General features: G+C 35.8%; 24 protein-coding genes. 19 read left to right on the forward strand and 5 right to left on the reverse strand.

The genetic code is table 11. The annotated features are described in order from the left end of the window. Positions 1-2 precede the first annotated feature (2 nt). The 19 genes from cbiD (at position 3) to Sdiek1_RS07980 (ending at position 14,184) form a co-directional block, all read left to right on the forward strand. A complete protein-coding gene (gene cbiD / locus Sdiek1_RS07890) occupies positions 3-1,121 on the forward strand; it encodes a cobalt-precorrin-5B (C(1))-methyltransferase CbiD (RefSeq protein WP_025344690.1) in 1,119 nt (372 codons plus the stop codon). Further along, complete coding sequence (cbiE, locus tag Sdiek1_RS07895; protein WP_202819544.1) at positions 1,096-1,761, forward strand: precorrin-6y C5,15-methyltransferase (decarboxylating) subunit CbiE; 666 nt, start codon at positions 1,096-1,098, stop codon at positions 1,759-1,761. The genes cbiD and cbiE overlap by 26 nt, the downstream gene beginning before the upstream one ends. Beyond that, a complete protein-coding gene (gene cbiT, locus Sdiek1_RS07900; protein WP_025344692.1) occupies positions 1,742-2,320 on the forward strand; it encodes a precorrin-6Y C5,15-methyltransferase (decarboxylating) subunit CbiT in 579 nt (192 codons plus the stop codon). Before cbiE ends, cbiT begins: the two co-directional genes overlap by 20 nt. After that, a complete protein-coding gene (cobI, locus tag Sdiek1_RS07905; RefSeq protein ID WP_025344693.1) occupies positions 2,313-3,017 on the forward strand; it encodes a precorrin-2 C(20)-methyltransferase in 705 nt (234 codons plus the stop codon). Before cbiT ends, cobI begins: the two co-directional genes overlap by 8 nt. Then, positions 3,010-3,774: a precorrin-4 C(11)-methyltransferase gene (gene cobM / locus Sdiek1_RS07910; protein WP_025344694.1), complete on the forward strand. Its 765-nt coding sequence runs from the start codon at positions 3,010-3,012 to the stop codon at positions 3,772-3,774. Before cobI ends, cobM begins: the two co-directional genes overlap by 8 nt. Further along, complete coding sequence (cbiG, locus tag Sdiek1_RS07915) at positions 3,771-4,763, forward strand: cobalt-precorrin 5A hydrolase (protein ID WP_025344695.1); 993 nt, start codon at positions 3,771-3,773, stop codon at positions 4,761-4,763. The genes cobM and cbiG overlap by 4 nt, the downstream gene beginning before the upstream one ends. Continuing rightward, positions 4,753-5,481, forward strand: a complete 729-nt coding sequence (gene cobJ / locus Sdiek1_RS07920) for a precorrin-3B C(17)-methyltransferase (RefSeq protein WP_025344696.1) — start codon at positions 4,753-4,755, stop codon at positions 5,479-5,481. Before cbiG ends, cobJ begins: the two co-directional genes overlap by 11 nt. Positions 5,482-5,494: 13 nt before the next feature. Continuing rightward, on the forward strand, positions 5,495-7,012 hold the full coding sequence (gene cobA, locus Sdiek1_RS15590) for a uroporphyrinogen-III C-methyltransferase (protein ID WP_025344697.1): 1,518 nt from the start codon (positions 5,495-5,497) through the stop codon (positions 7,010-7,012). After that, on the forward strand, positions 6,954-7,712 hold the full coding sequence (gene cobK / locus Sdiek1_RS07930; protein WP_025344698.1) for a precorrin-6A reductase: 759 nt from the start codon (positions 6,954-6,956) through the stop codon (positions 7,710-7,712). Before cobA ends, cobK begins: the two co-directional genes overlap by 59 nt. A 113-nt stretch (positions 7,713-7,825) precedes the next feature. Beyond that, on the forward strand, positions 7,826-9,436 hold the full coding sequence (locus tag Sdiek1_RS07935) for an ABC transporter ATP-binding protein (protein WP_238098880.1): 1,611 nt from the start codon (positions 7,826-7,828) through the stop codon (positions 9,434-9,436). Further along, on the forward strand, positions 9,436-10,698 hold the full coding sequence (locus Sdiek1_RS07940) for a cobyrinic acid a,c-diamide synthase CobB (protein ID WP_025344700.1): 1,263 nt from the start codon (positions 9,436-9,438) through the stop codon (positions 10,696-10,698). Before Sdiek1_RS07935 ends, Sdiek1_RS07940 begins: the two co-directional genes overlap by 1 nt. A 24-nt stretch (positions 10,699-10,722) precedes the next feature. Next, positions 10,723-10,923, forward strand: coding sequence for a cysteine-rich CWC family protein (locus tag Sdiek1_RS07945; RefSeq protein WP_025344701.1), 201 nt, complete (start codon positions 10,723-10,725; stop codon positions 10,921-10,923). A 25-nt stretch (positions 10,924-10,948) separates the two neighbouring features. Further along, positions 10,949-11,104, forward strand: coding sequence for an NAD(P)-dependent oxidoreductase (locus Sdiek1_RS15595; protein ID WP_369688504.1), 156 nt, complete (start codon positions 10,949-10,951; stop codon positions 11,102-11,104). A 16-nt stretch (positions 11,105-11,120) separates the two neighbouring features. Further along, a complete protein-coding gene (locus Sdiek1_RS07955; protein ID WP_439951344.1) occupies positions 11,121-11,546 on the forward strand; it encodes a precorrin-2 dehydrogenase/sirohydrochlorin ferrochelatase family protein in 426 nt (141 codons plus the stop codon). Then, positions 11,530-12,090 carry a TetR/AcrR family transcriptional regulator gene (locus tag Sdiek1_RS07960; protein WP_087438654.1) on the forward strand — a complete coding sequence of 187 codons (561 nt, stop codon included), beginning with the start codon at positions 11,530-11,532 and terminating at the stop codon, positions 12,088-12,090. The genes Sdiek1_RS07955 and Sdiek1_RS07960 overlap by 17 nt, the downstream gene beginning before the upstream one ends. 145 nt (positions 12,091-12,235) lie before the next feature. Beyond that, entirely contained in the window at positions 12,236-12,886 is a 651-nt protein-coding gene (locus Sdiek1_RS07965) for a flavodoxin family protein (protein WP_025344707.1), read from the forward strand. A gap of 10 nt (positions 12,887-12,896) precedes the next feature. Next, positions 12,897-13,316: a Rieske (2Fe-2S) protein gene (locus Sdiek1_RS07970; RefSeq protein WP_025344708.1), complete on the forward strand. Its 420-nt coding sequence runs from the start codon at positions 12,897-12,899 to the stop codon at positions 13,314-13,316. 78 nt (positions 13,317-13,394) lie between these two features. Then, positions 13,395-13,793: a pyridoxamine 5'-phosphate oxidase family protein gene (locus tag Sdiek1_RS07975; RefSeq protein ID WP_069478041.1), complete on the forward strand. Its 399-nt coding sequence runs from the start codon at positions 13,395-13,397 to the stop codon at positions 13,791-13,793. Positions 13,794-13,824: 31 nt separating this feature from the next. Further along, positions 13,825-14,184, forward strand: a complete 360-nt coding sequence (locus tag Sdiek1_RS07980) for a hypothetical protein (RefSeq protein WP_025344710.1) — start codon at positions 13,825-13,827, stop codon at positions 14,182-14,184. A 357-nt stretch (positions 14,185-14,541) separates the two neighbouring features. Here the strand turns inward: Sdiek1_RS07980 and Sdiek1_RS07985 are convergent, their stop codons facing one another. The 5 genes from Sdiek1_RS07985 to Sdiek1_RS08005 form a co-directional block, all read right to left on the reverse strand. Continuing rightward, on the reverse strand, positions 14,542-14,886 hold the full coding sequence (locus Sdiek1_RS07985) for a hypothetical protein (protein WP_025344711.1): 345 nt from the start codon (positions 14,884-14,886) through the stop codon (positions 14,542-14,544). 93 nt (positions 14,887-14,979) lie between these two features. Next, complete coding sequence (locus Sdiek1_RS07990; RefSeq protein ID WP_025344712.1) at positions 14,980-15,348, reverse strand: hypothetical protein; 369 nt, start codon at positions 15,346-15,348, stop codon at positions 14,980-14,982. 15 nt (positions 15,349-15,363) lie between these two features. Further along, complete coding sequence (locus tag Sdiek1_RS07995; RefSeq protein ID WP_025344713.1) at positions 15,364-15,549, reverse strand: hypothetical protein; 186 nt, start codon at positions 15,547-15,549, stop codon at positions 15,364-15,366. Then, positions 15,549-15,746, reverse strand: a complete 198-nt coding sequence (locus Sdiek1_RS08000; protein ID WP_025344714.1) for a hypothetical protein — start codon at positions 15,744-15,746, stop codon at positions 15,549-15,551. The genes Sdiek1_RS07995 and Sdiek1_RS08000 overlap by 1 nt, the downstream gene beginning before the upstream one ends. Continuing rightward, positions 15,743-15,940, reverse strand: a complete 198-nt coding sequence (locus Sdiek1_RS08005; RefSeq protein ID WP_025344715.1) for a hypothetical protein — start codon at positions 15,938-15,940, stop codon at positions 15,743-15,745. The genes Sdiek1_RS08000 and Sdiek1_RS08005 overlap by 4 nt, the downstream gene beginning before the upstream one ends. Positions 15,941-16,223: the final 283 nt, after the last annotated feature.

Below are 16,223 nucleotides of genomic sequence, written 5' to 3' on the forward strand. Positions count from 1 at the left end.
AAATGCAAAAGTATGTGATTCATGAGGGAAAGAAGCTTCGATACGGTTTTACGACTGGCTCATCCGCTGCAGCTGCTACAAAAGCGGCATGTATGTTATTAATGAATGCGCCTTTAAAAAAAACCGTTGCAATCACTTTACCAACAAATGAAATATTACACATACCTATTTATACGGCAAAGAAAGAAAAAGAGTTGGCAATTGTTACTGTTATTAAAGATGGTGGTGATGATGCAGATGTGACGAGTGGACTAGAAATAGGAGCACGCGTCTCTTTTTCTGAGGAGAGAGGCATTCATATCAAAGGAGGCGAGGGTGTTGGTGTGGCAACTAAAAAAGGCTTACCTATTGGTGTAGGCGAACCCGCTATCAATCCAGTCCCTCAAGTGATGATTAAACAAAGCGTGATTGAGGTGATAGATATTTTAAAGCAAGGGATTGAAGTAGAAATTTTTGTTCCAAAAGGTGAAGAGATTGCCAAGCGAACGCTTAATTATAAATTAGGAATTCACGGGGGTATTTCCATATTGGGATCAACTGGTATCGTTAAACCTATGTCTGAAGAAGCATATAAAGACTCTTTGTCTATTGAGTTAAAAGCAATGTACCAACAGCAAGATACCGATACCTTTGTCTTTACCTTTGGTAATTATGGACGCAAATTTGCCACAAACAATCTTGGATTAGTGGATGAAAATATCATCATTATCAGTAATTTTGTAGGATTTATGTTGGAGAAGGCCTGTGAGTTTGGTATCAAAAAAATACTGTTTGTTGGCAATATCGGAAAGATTGTCAAAGTAGCTGGAGGTATATTTCATACCCATAGTCGCGTATCGGATGCAAGGCTTGAAATTATGGCGGCAAATGCAATAAAAGCAGGAGAAAAACTTGATGTTATTCAAAAAATACTCAAAGCCAATACCACAGAAGAAGCAGTGGAAATGTTAAACAGAAAAGATACGTTTGACATAATGGCACAAGAAATACGAGAAAAGTGCGAAACTCATGTGAGACGTAGTGGATATGAGTTAGAGGTGGCTGCATTGATTTATTCAAGTGAACAGGGAGAATTAGCGCGAACGGATAATTTTTATGTTGGAAATCATACCAATGCTTAAGATTCATATACTTGGAATGGGTCCTGGAAGTATAGATTTTATTGCACCTTATGTGCTGACATGTATAAAGGACGCAGACATACTTATTGGTGGAAAAAGACATTTTCAAGAGATAGAAGTGGAAGCATCAGGAAAAGTCTGTCAATACATAAGTAGTGATTTATTAGGACTTGTGGATTACATCAAAACAAACAGAAATAAAAAAATTGCGGTATTGGTCTCTGGTGACCCAGGATTTTATAGTTTTTTAGTGTATTTAAAAAAGCATTTTAGCAATGAGGAGTTAGTGGTAATACCAGGACTTTCTTCTATGCAGTATATGTTTTGCAAGATTGGGTTACCTTGGCAAGACGCTGTGATTAAAAGTCTTCATGGTAAAACGTTTGATTTTATTGAAGCTTTAAATGATTCTGGACTTGTAGGGGTGCTAACGGATAGTGCTTTTACACCTCAATTGATCGCAAAAGAGTTAGTAACTCACGGACTAGGAAACGTATTAGTATATGTAGGAGAAGAACTTTCTTATGCGGAAGAAAAAATAACAACGATGATAGCAACGCAAATGGCTAATAATGAACGAAATTTTGGCATGAATGTTGTGGTTATTGAAAGGACTGAAAATGTTTCATATAAAAGATAGTGAATTTATTAGGGGCAATGTGCCTATGACAAAAGATGAAGCACGTGTTGTTTGTATATCAAAACTTGAACTTGATAGCAATAGTGTCTTGATTGATGTGGGTGCAGGAACAGGTAGTGTCGGTATAGAGGCTAGTAGGTATTTAAGCTCTGGTAAAGTCATTGGTATAGAAGTTAATGAAGAAGCCAATGCTTTGATAGAAGCAAATCTAAAAAAATTTGACATAACGAATTACGAGTTATACAAAGGTTATGCTCCACAAGAACTACCAACTATTGCCTTCGATGCCATGTTTATTGGTGGCTCTAAAGGGAAACTTGGTGATATATTTCAGTATTTTGATGATCATGCCAAAGTAGGCGCTAGGTTGGTTATTAATGCCATTGTCCTTGAAACTTTTACTAAAACACTTAGTTTGATGAAAGAGTATGGCTTTCATGACATTGAGGTTGTTTCATTAAATATCTCAAAAAATAGATTACTTGGTCAATATAACATGATGATGGCTGAGAATCCTATATTTATTTTAAGTGCGAAAAAAGGAGAAAAAAATGTCTAAATTAATAGGAATTGGTGTAGGAGTTGGCGATCCTGAAATGTTAACCATCAAAGCAGTGAATGCTTTAAGAGAAGCAGATGCGGTCATCTTACCAAGGGCTAATACGAAAACGTATAGTACGGCTTTTGAAATTGCAAAGCAGTATATGAAAGATGATATTGAAAAAATCTATGCAGATTTTACAACGGTTGATGATGATAAGCTTAGAGAAGAAGATAGATTACTGTATGCCAAGGTAGTCAATGATTGTATTAAAGCTGGAAAAACAGTAGCGTTTATCACCATTGGTGATCCTATGACGTTTAGTACTTTTGTTTATGTCATGGAACTTTTAGAAAAAGATGTAGAAGTCCAAACTATACCAGGGATAACATCATTTGCTTCCATTGCTGCACGTCTGAATACTCCACTTGTTATGGGTGATGAAACACTCAAAATAGTACCTATTTCAAAAGATACAGATATTGTAAAAGAGATTAATAGCTCTGATAACGTTGTTTTTATGAAAGTTACACGTAACCTTGAACGACTCAAAGATGCTTTTAAAAAAACAGGCAACATGGATAATGTCGTACTTGTTTCTAATTGTGGAAAAGCGGATGAAAAAGTAATTTATGATCTTGAAAATATAACGCGTGAGGATATCTCTTACTTCTCAACCATTCTCCTTAAAAAAGGAGGGCTGAGTTATGTCTAAAGTTTATTTTATAGGAGCAGGGCCGGGTGATCCTGAACTTATTACTATCAAAGGTCAGCGCCTTGTAAGGGAAGCAGATATCATCATATATGCGGGCTCGCTTGTTCCTATAGAAGTTATTGCATGTCATAAGGAGGGAGCAGAAATTTATAACAGTGCCAGTATGGATTTGGATGAAGTGATGGATATTACTATTGCAGGTGTTAAAGAAGGAAAAAGTGTTGCAAGAGTTCATACAGGAGATCCTTCTATCTATGGGGCTCATCGTGAACAAATGGACATTTTGGAGAGTCATGGTATAGATTTTGATGTCATACCAGGTGTTAGCTCATTTTTAGCATCAGCAGCAGCCCTTAAAAAAGAGTTCACGCTTCCAGATGTATCGCAAACGGTTATTTGCACACGATTAGAAGGTCGCACTCCCGTTCCAGAAGCAGAATCCTTAGATAAATTAGCCTCTCATCAAGCTTCTATGGCTATCTTTTTATCCGTTCAAATGATTGATAAAGTAGTGGAAAAACTTGTGCTTCATTACCCGCCTAATACTCCAGTAGCAATTATTCAGCGTGCTAGTTGGCCGGATCAAAAAATTGTTGAGGGAACGCTTGAGACTATTGAAGAAAAAGTCAAAGAAGCCAATATCACTAAAACAGCGCAAATTCTTGTGGGATGGTTTATGGGAAATGAGTACTCTAAATCTAGGCTATATGACAAGTATTTTACCCATGAATACCGAGAAGGTATGGCACGCTCATGAAAAAAGAACTTGCCATTATTAGCGTAAGTAAGCAAGGATTAGAGAAAGCAAATTCTTTACATGTAAAGAACGCAGACATTTATGCCTTGCCAAAATACAGTGATGGCAAGTGCATAGAGATGATAGAGGGTTTTACACTTACAGTAGAGCGAATTTTTTCTCAATACAAAACGCTTTTGTTTATCATGGCTAGCGGGATTGTGGTTCGTACCATTGCGCCACTTCTTAAAGGTAAAGATATAGACCCCGCTATTTTGGTGATGGACGAACAAGGTATCTTTGTAAACTCTTTGCTTAGTGGCCATTTAGGTGGAGCAAACGAGATGGCAGAAATCATTGCCAAAGCATGTGATGCAATTCCTGTGATATCAACAGCCTCTGATGTCAGTCATAAAATAGCCGTTGATACGATTGCTATGAAATTAAATGCAAAAATAGATTCTTTGAAAAAAGCAAAGAATGTGACTGCTTTGATACTTAATGGGCAGAGAGTAGCGCTATGTTTACCTGAGAATATAGTCGTTGAGAATAAAAATATATCAGGGGTTATTGTGGTGTCAAATAAGTTACATGTAGAGATGAGTCAAATTATTCCACAAAATATCATAGTGGGTATTGGGTGCAAAAAAGATATCCCAAAAGAGGCGATTATTGAAGCTGTCAAAAAAGAGTTTAAAAAATTAAACCTTAGAGAAGATTCGATTAAACATTTTGCGACAGGATGGGTAAAAGCAGAAGAAAAAGGTCTGCTTGAAGCCGTTAACTATTTTGAGCGAGAGCTAAAAATAATAGAAAAAGAAGAAATAAGAGCAGTACAAGATAAATTTTGTGGATCAGATTTTGTAGAAAAAACCATTGGTGTACGCTCCATCTCAGCACCTAGTGCCTATGTAAGTTCTAGTAAAAAAGGAGTGTTTTTGTTAGAAAAAAATAAAAATTGCGGAATTACCATTTCGATTTATGAAGAGGAAGTTGGAAATGAAAAATAATATTTATGTTGTAGGTATCGGGCCAGGCTCATTGGAACATTTGAGTTTTAGAGCATATCATGTTTTAAAAGAGGTAAATGTCATCATTGGGCATAAAACCTATGTCAATTTAGTAAAAGAGTATTTTCCTGAGAAAGTGTTCATTAAATCAGGAATGAAAAGAGAAGTGGAGCGTTGCCTCGAGACTTTGGAAATAGCCAAGAGTGGTAAAAGTGTCGCCCTTATCTCTAGTGGTGATGCCGGAGTTTACGGCATGGCGGGCATTATGCTAGAAATTGCTCTTGATAATGGCTTTAATGTAGAAATTATCCCAGGGATTACCTCTGCCAATGCCTCCGCTTCAGTCGTAGGTGCACCCATTATGCATGATCATGCGACGATTAGTTTGAGTGATTTATTGACGGATTGGGAGCTCATCAAAAAGCGTGTTGATTTGGCATCACAAGGAGATTTTGTGATCTCTTTTTACAATCCTAAAAGTAAAAGTCGTCTAACTCAAATTGCTGAAGCAAGAGAAATTATGCTGAAGCATAAAAATAAAGATACGGTTGTTGCCATTGTGCGAAACACGGGACGAGAGGGCGAAAATCACGTTCTTACATCATTGGAAAATATGTTAGAGCATGAAATTGACATGTTTACGACGGTAATCGTTGGAAACTCAAAGACGTTTATCAAAGAAAACAAAATGATCACTCCTCGTGGGTATCACTACTAAAACAGGAAAAAAGATGAAAACAGGAAAAGTATATATCGCAGGTGCAGGTTGTGGAGATTTTGAATTGATGACATTAAAACTCAAGATGTTGATTGAAGAAGCAGAGTGTATTATTTATGATCGTCTTGTTAATAAGGAAATTCTTGCGTTAGCACCCAAAAGTGCCGAACTTATTTATTATGGTAAAGATAATTGCGAAGGCGGCCTTATCCAAGAAAAAATTAATGCAACATTAATCGAAAAAGCCAAAGAGGGCAAGAATGTTTTACGCCTTAAAGGAGGACACCCTTTTGTCTTTGGACGAGGTGGGGAAGAGGCCTTGGACTTAGTAGATGCAGGCATAGAATTTGAAATTATTCCAGGTGTTACTTCTGCTATTTCAGTACCCGCTTATGCAGGCATTCCTATAAGCCATAGAGGTATCAATACATCATTTCATGTTTTTACAGGACATAGTAAAGATGATGGAGAAAAAATTGACTTTGAAACAGTATCCAAGCTGAGTGGCACTTTAGTTTTTTTAATGGGTATTAAAAATATAGAGATGATCACTTCAAATCTTGTAAATTTTGGAAAAATATCATCCACACCTGTTGCAGTAATTGAAAATGGATCGACATGTCATCAACGAACGGTTGTCGGAAACCTAGAAACTATTTCAAAGATTGTTGAAGAAAATCATATTCAGTCACCTTCTATCATTATTATAGGTGATGTAGTAAATTTACGCGAAAAACTTGCTTGGTTTGAGCATAAAGCATTGCACGGGCATAAGGTTCTGGTAACATCAGAAAAAACCCAAGCAAAAGTGACTTCACGGTTGGTCCGAAGTTTAGGTGGAGAGAGTGTAGAATGTCCTTTTTTTACATTAGATAAAAAATCGTTTACTATTCCAAGACTTATTAATTTTGATACTGTGCTCTTTACAAGCCCTCAAAGTTTACATGCTTTTTTTGAAAAAATAGAAGATATACGCCAGTTACTTCATTTGCGTATTGGTGTGGCCGGCGAAAAAACTAAAGAAGCATTAAACACGTATAAATTACAAGCCAATATTTATTCGAACAGCTATCGCACACAAGAGTTGCTTAATCTCTTAACTGAAAAAGAAGAGAAAGTACTTTTAGTCAGATCTACCTCAATTTCAGCAGAACTTGCTGTATATTCTCAATCTATTACTGAACTTGAGACCTATTATGTTGATAAAGTTTTGCGAAGTGATGAAGAAGTAATTGCTTATATCAATGATGTCGATATTATCGCTTTTCCTAATGCATGTACGGTTAAAACATTAATAGATAGTGTAGGGCGTGAAATATTAGCCACCAAATTAATTATTGCTTCAAATGAAAATACAGCATTAAAAATCAAGTCTTATGGTTTACATGTAAACGCTTTTGGCAATGGTGAAATCACAGAAGAAACATTTAAAACATGCATGGAAACAGAGCATTGTATCAAAGGGAAAAAAGATGGTGTGGTTAATCGGAGGAACAAAGGATTCACGCATTCTGCTCGAGCAGCTAGTTGAATATCACGACCAGTTTATCGTGAGCATTACTACGAGTTATGGAAAAAAACTTTTAGAAAATTATAACGTTAAAATTATTGATAAACGTCTCAGTAAAGAAGAAAAAAAAGTATTGATAGAAAATGAATGTATAACTTTAATTCTTGATACGAGCCATCCTTATGCGGAAGGAATTTCGCATAGTGCTATGGAAATAGCAAAAGAGTGTGGTGTTGAGTATTTACGCTTTGAGCGCAAAAATCTTGAATATGAGGGTGCTAAACATTTTGAGGATATTACGTCATTGGTAGACTATATTAATCTTACATGTAAAGGTGAAAAAGTGCTGAGTACGTTAGGCATAAAAAACTTGGAAGACCTTCAAAAAATCAAGGATCAAGAAAACCTTTTTATTCGTCTTTTACCCGTCGTTATATCAATACAAAAAGCAGAAACTTTGGGTTTTTTAGCCAAAAATATTATCGCGATACAAGGACCTTTTAGTAAAGAGTTTAATACTGCAATAATTAAAAACTATGGGATACAATATCTTATAACAAAAGAGAGTGGTGATGAAGGAGGAGAGATGGAAAAAGTTTTAGCGTGCAAGGAAGAGGGAGTTCAACTTTTAGTACTAAAACGTCCTTTTATCAATTATCTAAAGACATGGGACTCTCTTCAAGAGATTGTTGACGAATTAAAGTGTAGATTGAGTTTATGATGCGCTATATTTGGAGCTATTATCAAAATCACTTATCATTGTTTTATACAACGGTGGCCAGTACTTTTCTTTTAGCTTTTTTGGATATTTTATTTCCTTATATTGTACAATTAATGATATCTGAGGATTTCATTGCTTCCAATGGAATGAAGATGACATTGATGTTTTTACTTTTGGGTGGGATTATTATTTTACGCTCACTTGCCGTATGGGTACGGAACTATTGGGGAAGCTTGCTTGGGATAAATGTTGAATTCGATATGCGCAATGATTTGTTTAAGCATATCAATACGCTTTCCTTTTCGTATTTTGATAACACCAAGACGGGTTCATTAATGTCTCGAGTGGTGAGTGATATCGCTGAAGTTTCCAAAGTTGTTACGGAGATTCCTAGAGATTTATTGCTTATTCCTATTACGTTAATTGGGGCCATTGGTGTGATGCTTAGCCTTAATTTAAAACTGGGAATGGTTGTACTGTTATTGATGCCTGTTTTGATTTTCTTTACATACTATAAAAACACCAAGTTACGACATGCGTATATGTCCTCAAAGCGTAAAATTGCACATCTAAACGCTCAGTTAACAGATAGCTTTGAAGGCATTCGTGTCGTTCAAGCGTTTAGCAACGAAGCCCATGAGATGCATAAGTTTAAGCAGAGCAATCAAGCCTATAAAGAGATGACAGCCAAAGCGTTTAAGGCATTGGCAGACTTGCGAAGTATCAGTAACTTTTTCTCGGGAGCCTTGCAAGTTATCATTATCGCTTATGGTATTTACCTTGTGCAGTACGAACACATGTCTATAGGTGTACTATTTGCCTTTGTCCTTTATATCGATCGTTTTATGCGCCCCATTCGAAATTTTATCTCATTGACAGAGGTTTATCAAAAAGGTTTAGTTGGCATGGATAGGTTTCAAGAGTTGATGCAAATAAAGAGCACTGTGCGAGATGATGCAAAAGAAGAGATGGAATCCGTTAAAGGGCATATCGCCTTTAATAATGTAAATTTTACATATGAAGAACAAGGGGAAGGTATTTTAAAAGATATCAATTTTACTATCACTCCTCAAGAGCATATTGCATTAGTGGGAGGTACGGGTAGTGGTAAAAGCACCTTGTGTGCGTTGATTATGCGTTTTTATGAGCCTCAAATTGGCTCCATAAAGATTGATGGTAAGGATATCAAAGAGGTGTCTGTTAAGTCATTAAGAAGGCAAATCGGCATTGTACAACAAGATGTTTTTTTATTTAATGGAACTATCAAAGAAAATATTTTATACGGACGTTTAGAAGCAAGCGAAGAAGAGGTCATAGCAGCCGCTAAAAAAGCAAATATTCATGAATTTGTGATGGGATTAGCAGAGGGGTATGAGAGTGTTGTTGGGGAGCGTGGGATAAAACTTTCAGGTGGTCAAAAACAGCAACTTTCTATTGCCCGTATCTTTTTAAAAGATCCGGCTATTTTGATTTTAGATGAAGCAACCTCTGCCCTTGATAATATCACAGAACATTATGTGCAAAAATCACTTGATGCCTTGGCTCAAAATAGAACGGTTATTACCATCGCTCATCGATTAAGTTCAGTGAAAAATGCATCAAAGATTTTGGTCATGAAGAATGGAAGGATTGCAGAAGAGGGGACACATAAAGAATTACTTTCTTTTAATGGGGTATATCAAACACTGCATGACTTACAGTTTCGGGAAGGAAAAGAGCGTTAATGAAAAAAGCAATTTGTATTGGTGCAACGAAATCTAATGATGGTAAAACACTTCTAACAACGGCACTCTTGCACCATTTCAAGAAAGATGTATCAGCGTTTAAATGTGGACCAGATTATATCGATCCACAGTTTCATGATGCCATTACAGGAGGCCATAGCGTCAATCTTGATGGTTATTTGATGAATGAAGAACAACTTCGATGGACATTTGAGCATTATCATCACAACTCTTTCGCAGTTATCGAAGGTGTCATGGGTTTTTACGATGGCATGGATAAGGGTGCTAGTGCGTACGATGTGGCAAAATCTTTACACGTTCCAAGTGTCATTGTCGTGGATGCCAGTGGAAGCTATATCACTATTGCCGCGGTCATCAAAGGATTGTTAACCTTTAGAGACGATCATACCATCAAAGGAGTGATTTTAAATAAAGTTAGTTCATCCATGCATTTTTCACTTTTAGAAAAAGTAATAGAAGAAGAATTGCCTCACATCGCCGTTCTTGGTTGGATAAAAAAAGACCTCATTACTTTAGAATCAACGCATCTAGGGCTTGATCTCGAACATTTGGATAGGGAGCTTTTAGCACTCGTTTCAAAAGAAGTTTTAGAACATATCGATTTGGAGCTTCTGATGAGTTTAGCTACGTTTGAGCCTTTACATGTAAAGATTTATCCATTTGAAAAAATACCAAAAATACCACAAAAATTAGCCATCGTTCATGATGCAAATTTCTCTTTTTTATACCATGATAATGTAAATTTTTTAAAAGAGGTCTTTGATGAGGTTGTGATGGTATCTGCTGTGAATGACGAAAAATGTGAAGCAGATGTTTTATATATCCCTGGAGGGTATGTCGAAACCAAAGAAGCGTATAAACGCATCGAAAATTCTCACACCTTTAAACACAGTGTGCTAGAGCATGCAAAAAACAAGCCAATTTATGGTGAGTGTGCAGGACTTATTTTTCTTGGAAAAAAGATTGATGAAAAACCAATGCTTGGGCTTTTAGATGTTGAGTTTAGTTTGCAAAAACGTTTTAAACGCATGGGGTATTATGATGCTGATTTTGATGGCATAAACACCAAAGGTCATGCTTTTCATTATAGTAGCCCCCATGATTTAGCAAACGGATATTTTCCTCTAGTTAAAAGAGATAACGGAGAGAATGGCGTATGGAAAAAAGATAAAGTATTTGGAACTTATTTACATACTTTTTTTAGAACGAATCCCCATTTGATCAAACAATATTTTAGTTAATATTTTTTAAAGTAAAGTGGCATTATGAATAATAAAGATGAAAAAATTTGTCCATTGTGTGGAGAACGTAATGCTTGTCAGGTTGGAACTTCAAATCAATGCTGGTGCCATACTATTAAAGTGCCACAGGATTTATTAGACAAAATACCGCAAGAGAAAAAAGGTAAAGCTTGTATTTGTTATTTGTGTATTAAAGAATATTTACAACATCAAAAAATAAAATAGTAGACTAGGACTAAAAATGACATACATGCCTCTTTTATTTTCTCTGGAAGGAAAAAAAGTTTTGTTGATAGGTGCTGGTGCTATTGGACAACGAAAATTGGAAAAACTTTTGAATTATACTAGCTCAATTACTATTATGACAAAAGAGTGTTCTCACTCAATGGAAAAAAATCATACATGAAAACAAGCTAATATTAATTACTAAAAGTTATGAACCAAATGATGTAAAAGACTATGATATTATCATAGCCACTATCGATAATCTTGATCTTCAAAAAAGCATCTATCAAGAGGCTAAGAAGTACTCAAAGCTCTATAACTGTGTTGATTTCCCAGAATATTGTGATTTCATGTTTCCTTCTATTGTACAAAAAGGAGATTTACAAATAGCGTTTTCAACAGGAGGGTATTCTCCTGGATTAGCAAAAGCGTTACGTGCGTTATTTGAGAGGATTATTCCTGATGCTGTAATTCCATTTTTAGAGGAAATGAAAGTGTTACGAAAAATGCATCCGAAAGGAGAAAATAGGCAAAAAATTTTTCATGATAAAGTTAATGTATTTGTAAAACAGCACTTTATAATGCCTACTAATGGAGAAGATTTAAATGGCAAGACCCGTTAAATACGATTTAATAAAAATACTTGATGATGCAATGGAACTTTTTTGGGAAAAAGGGTTTGAAAATGTATCAATTGTAGACTTGATTCTACATACAGGTATCAATCGAAGTACAATGTACTCTTTATTTTCAGATAAAGAGGCGTTATTTAAAGAAGCACTCCATCACTATTATGCAAAAAGAGCTTCAATGATGATAGGAATATTGCAAACGAATACCGGTAAAAAAGGTGTAGAACTATTTTTAGGTAAGTTCATTTTTCGTGAAGAATTTAGAGCTTGTCTTTTTAGCATCTGTATGGGAAAAGGCGACTTTATGCGAGAAGAAGTATTTGATGTTCCAAAGAAGTTTTTTTTAGATTTAAGACAGCAACTTGAAAAAAATTTAATGGATGCCTCTGCAAATGGTGAATTTAATGGTAATGCAAAAGCAATAGCACTTACCATCGTAACTATAGTTCATGGCTTTAGCATTCATGGTAAATATAACCACCAAAAAGAAGATGGCGAATTAATTATACAAACCATACTAGCACTGCTCAAATAATCACACAACTCCTAACTAAGTTTAAATTATCTTAAATAGTATTTTGGAACAAATATTCCAGAATACGTGATTATCTACTTTTACTCCACAAGTTACCTATATATTTTCATTAAAATCTTCAAATATAACAAAGAAGGAAGAACAAATGAAAGTTTTAGGAGTATCCGGCTCACCGATTAAAAATAGTAATAGTGATCGTGCTTTGCAAGCTGTGCTCGACGCAATTGGATTGGAATCAGAATTTATTAAATTATCAGACTATACCGTTGGACCATGCAACGCCTGTTTGGGATGCGTGACAACGAATCGTTGCGTTATAAAGGATGATGGAAATACATTGTGCGATAAAGTTAAAGAAGCGGATGTTCTAGTGGTATCAGGATTTACTCCCTATTCAACATTAGATTCAAGAACAAAAGCCTTTATGGAGCGGCTCTACCCTTTGCGCCACAACAATGGATATTTGGCCGGTAAACTCGGTGCTGCTGTTATTACTTCGTGCGTAACTGCACCAAGTGAAATGTTGCCTCCTGCTGCACAATTGGGTGCAAATGCTATTCATTATTTTATGATGGAAGAAGGAATGAACTTTGTAGGATCACTTCTAGTCCACGGTAATGTCCCTTGTGTTAAGTGTGGGAATGGCGATGTATGTCAAATGTCTGGATTTAAAATGCTCTATGGTGCTGAGGCTACGGTTGATTCTGTGGGTATTCATGCGTTTGAAAATCAACTAGAAATCATACAACAAGCAAAAGATTTGGGAAAAAAACTACGAGAATCATTAGTATTTTAAAGGATTATATATGGATAACATTACATTTTTAAAGAGAGGATTTTTTGAAAGAGTTTCAGGAAAACCTGCAACACATGAGCCTAAAGATAGTAGTTGTTGGGGATATTTAGATGGGAAAATTTGTATTGACCTAAATAAGGCTGATGAATTAAAAATACGTGGTGGTGCAGTTCGTCTTGAAGGGAAAAGCCTTCCTTTAAGAGTGTTGGTAATACAGAGTAAAAGTGGAGAATACAAAGCATATCAAAATAAATGTACACATATGGGAAGGCGGTTAGATTTAGTGCCTGGTACGGATACAGTGCAATGCTGTAGCTTGAATAAAGCGACCTTTGATCTTTATGGAAATAAACTTTATGGTCCTGTTTCAAAATCTATCAAGTGTTATACTGTGATAAAGGAGGATGACAATCTTATAATTTCAATTTAAAATCATTACTTTAGGCGTAGGTGGACGGTGTATAAAACTTGTCTCAAAATGATAAAAAAATTAAAAAAGGAAAATAGTATGATCACAATACCAGATAATGTAGCAACTTTGCTCAATGACGACGGAGCATCAAAAGTTTTAACAACAGTAGCTGAAGACGGTGTACCACACTCTATTGTTGTAGGCAGCATCATGGCGCCAGATAGTCAAACAATTTGTGCAGCTGAAATATTGATGAAAAAAACTGCTAAAAATCTAGAGACCAATAAAAACATCGCAGTTTTATGTCTTAAAGGAACAGAGTCTTATCTTGTAAACGCTACTGTCGTTGAAAGACAAACTGAGGGCGAGTTATTTGAGAGCGTAGCTGCGCAAATGAAAAAAGCAGGATTACCAATGAGTGCTTTATGGATATTTAAACCAACAGCTATATTTGATCAAAGTGCCGGAGAAAATGCTGGTACACAAATCGCATAATCAATACAATAAATTTTAGAGGATGTATACTATGAGTTCATTTCAAATTGATTTTTTAGGTATGTCAATTATGAATAATACACCTGGTCACTTTTTTCTTTCAGGGATAATGATAGGTTTATTCGTTTGGGCAACATTTTTTGCAAATGAAGAGCAAAAAGTAAAAGCAGTAAAAATAATGAAAGTTTGGTTTGCTTTGGTCTTGTTATCTGGATGTTACGTGTGGACGCTTGTTCCTTTTAGCATTCCATTACTCATCAAAAGCGTTGGTGGAATATTCTTGTTTTGGTTTATGCTACAAATTGTTAAAGATCCAACAAGTAAACCATTTTGGGGTCTTGCTGTGCTTACAACAATTGTCGGTCTAGGGTTAGCATTCACTGTTATTTAAAGCACAGAAAATTTATAATAAAAGAGTTTCCCTATAATTTTATATTGAAGCTATAAACCTTTCATCTTTTCATAAACGAAGAGTGAGACTATCGATTTAAAATAGATAGTCTCTTTAAATAATCTTAAGGTATTGTCTTTTGTCATACGAATAGCAATATTAAACGTATTATTAAAAACATATGCTTAATTTAGGATTTAGTGTAAATTTATCATTTATAAAATTGAACTTCGTCTGCTATTTGGTTCTTTTTTTACGTGTTTGTCGTGAGTTTTAGCCCTTTTTTCATTTAAAATTTTCATCATTTCCTCATGAAAAATAAAGTGATCTTTGTTGGCTTTATTTTTGAGGCGCTCTTCAATCAAAGGGGGCAAGCTCTTTAGCCTCTTCTTTGTCATAACACTCTTGTAATATCTTATACTCCGCATAAGGCAGTAAAACACATTGAGGAATTTCTTTTTCATCGGTGATAATCACACTTTGAATTTTATACGAAGCCACTTTGTCTAAGATTGTCCATAGATGTCGTTCAAACTTGACACGGGTGGTGGTGAGAAACATAACATAATCCAGTAATGCCTTTTCTTCCTGACGGCGTTGTGCACGCTGTTTGGATTCCTCTTTTTCAATCTTGTATAACCAGTAGGCTACAGCCATCATAAATAGGCATATAATCGCTTTCCCTAGTGTTGTTTCACCCATTATTTCTTCTCCTTTATTTGCCTTAAATAATAGACCCATAGAGCCAACGCGGTTACGAATATCATTGTTGGTGTTATTTCCATTATATTTCTCCTATTTTCTCCATGCCGAAAAAAGCCATCGAGTGCTTTTACGTATCGTTTGTATCAGCTGCATCTGTTGAAGGATGCGTTTTGCGGTGAAATAATCCCATAAGAGCCAAGCAAGTACCATGACCACCAAAGCAGCATAGATTGAAACAAAGCAGAGCATGTATAAGGCAACTGCATAGATTCCTGCTACAAGAGTGGCAAAAGGGTATTTAAACACCTTCACATCCCAAATCCTAACAGCCCAATACCATCCTAACCAATAAGCAGGTATCAGGATTATCATTACAAGTATGAGTCCTAGAATAAGTGCGATACCACCTCCTGCTTCTTCATTGTTAATACACCACTGTGGTCCATAATTATCGGACATAGCTTTTTCTCCTTCTTAAAATAAACGATCCAGCCATTTCTTCACCCAAGGATGATGACCAAATAGCACAAGCCCTAAAGCAACTATGCCTAAGAACACACAATAGAGTAAAAAGACAACCATCTCTGTTTTCATCCCTGGTTCATAGAGCACGTAAGAGCCCAAAAACAAGAACAGTGCTAGTGCACTGTTGTTAAACATTAAGACTCCTCTTTTAGTGCTTGAATGGGATGGCTATCAGCAGCCACTAAACGCCTAAACTCTTTAAGCGCACTCTGTAGCATTAAGTCCTCTTTAGCTTCTCTTTGTTCATGATAGTTAGAGGAGATAAAAAGTATCCAGAAAATAAAGAGAGCTGGCCACACTAGCGCAAGGGTAGGGAAATCAAAGCAGCTCATATCTTTTTCTCCTCTTTAAGACTTTCATAAAGTTTTCGGGCTATGGTTTTAGCCAATAGAACATCTTCAATATGTGCTTGCCTTCTCTCTAAGCGGTGTAATATCCCGTATACAATAGCGCCAATACTGATTCCCACGATAATGGTGATTAGAAACGGTGTGTTAACACAGATGAGATGGTTTAAATCCATCATGCTTTCTCCTTTTTTTAGGCATAGTTTTATCCTTGTTTTTTTTCTAAAAACCTGTTTTTTTAGACAGAACTAGGGTAGGGTGGTTTTTACATAATGCTCAAATGGTTAGGAAATATTCCCTTAAAGAATAAGGGCTAAGAAGGCAGTGATCCACGAGGGAGATGCGAAAAGAAAAAAGCTTGGTATCTAAAAAGCACCATGGTTTTACAAATGAACTTGATGGTTAAACACATGGTCTTTTACTCCTTTTTTCTTTTTTTACACATCATATTATAATCCTAAA

This window comes from Sulfurospirillum diekertiae, assembly GCF_002162315.1.
In the GTDB taxonomy this organism is placed as follows: domain Bacteria; phylum Campylobacterota; class Campylobacteria; order Campylobacterales; family Sulfurospirillaceae; genus Sulfurospirillum.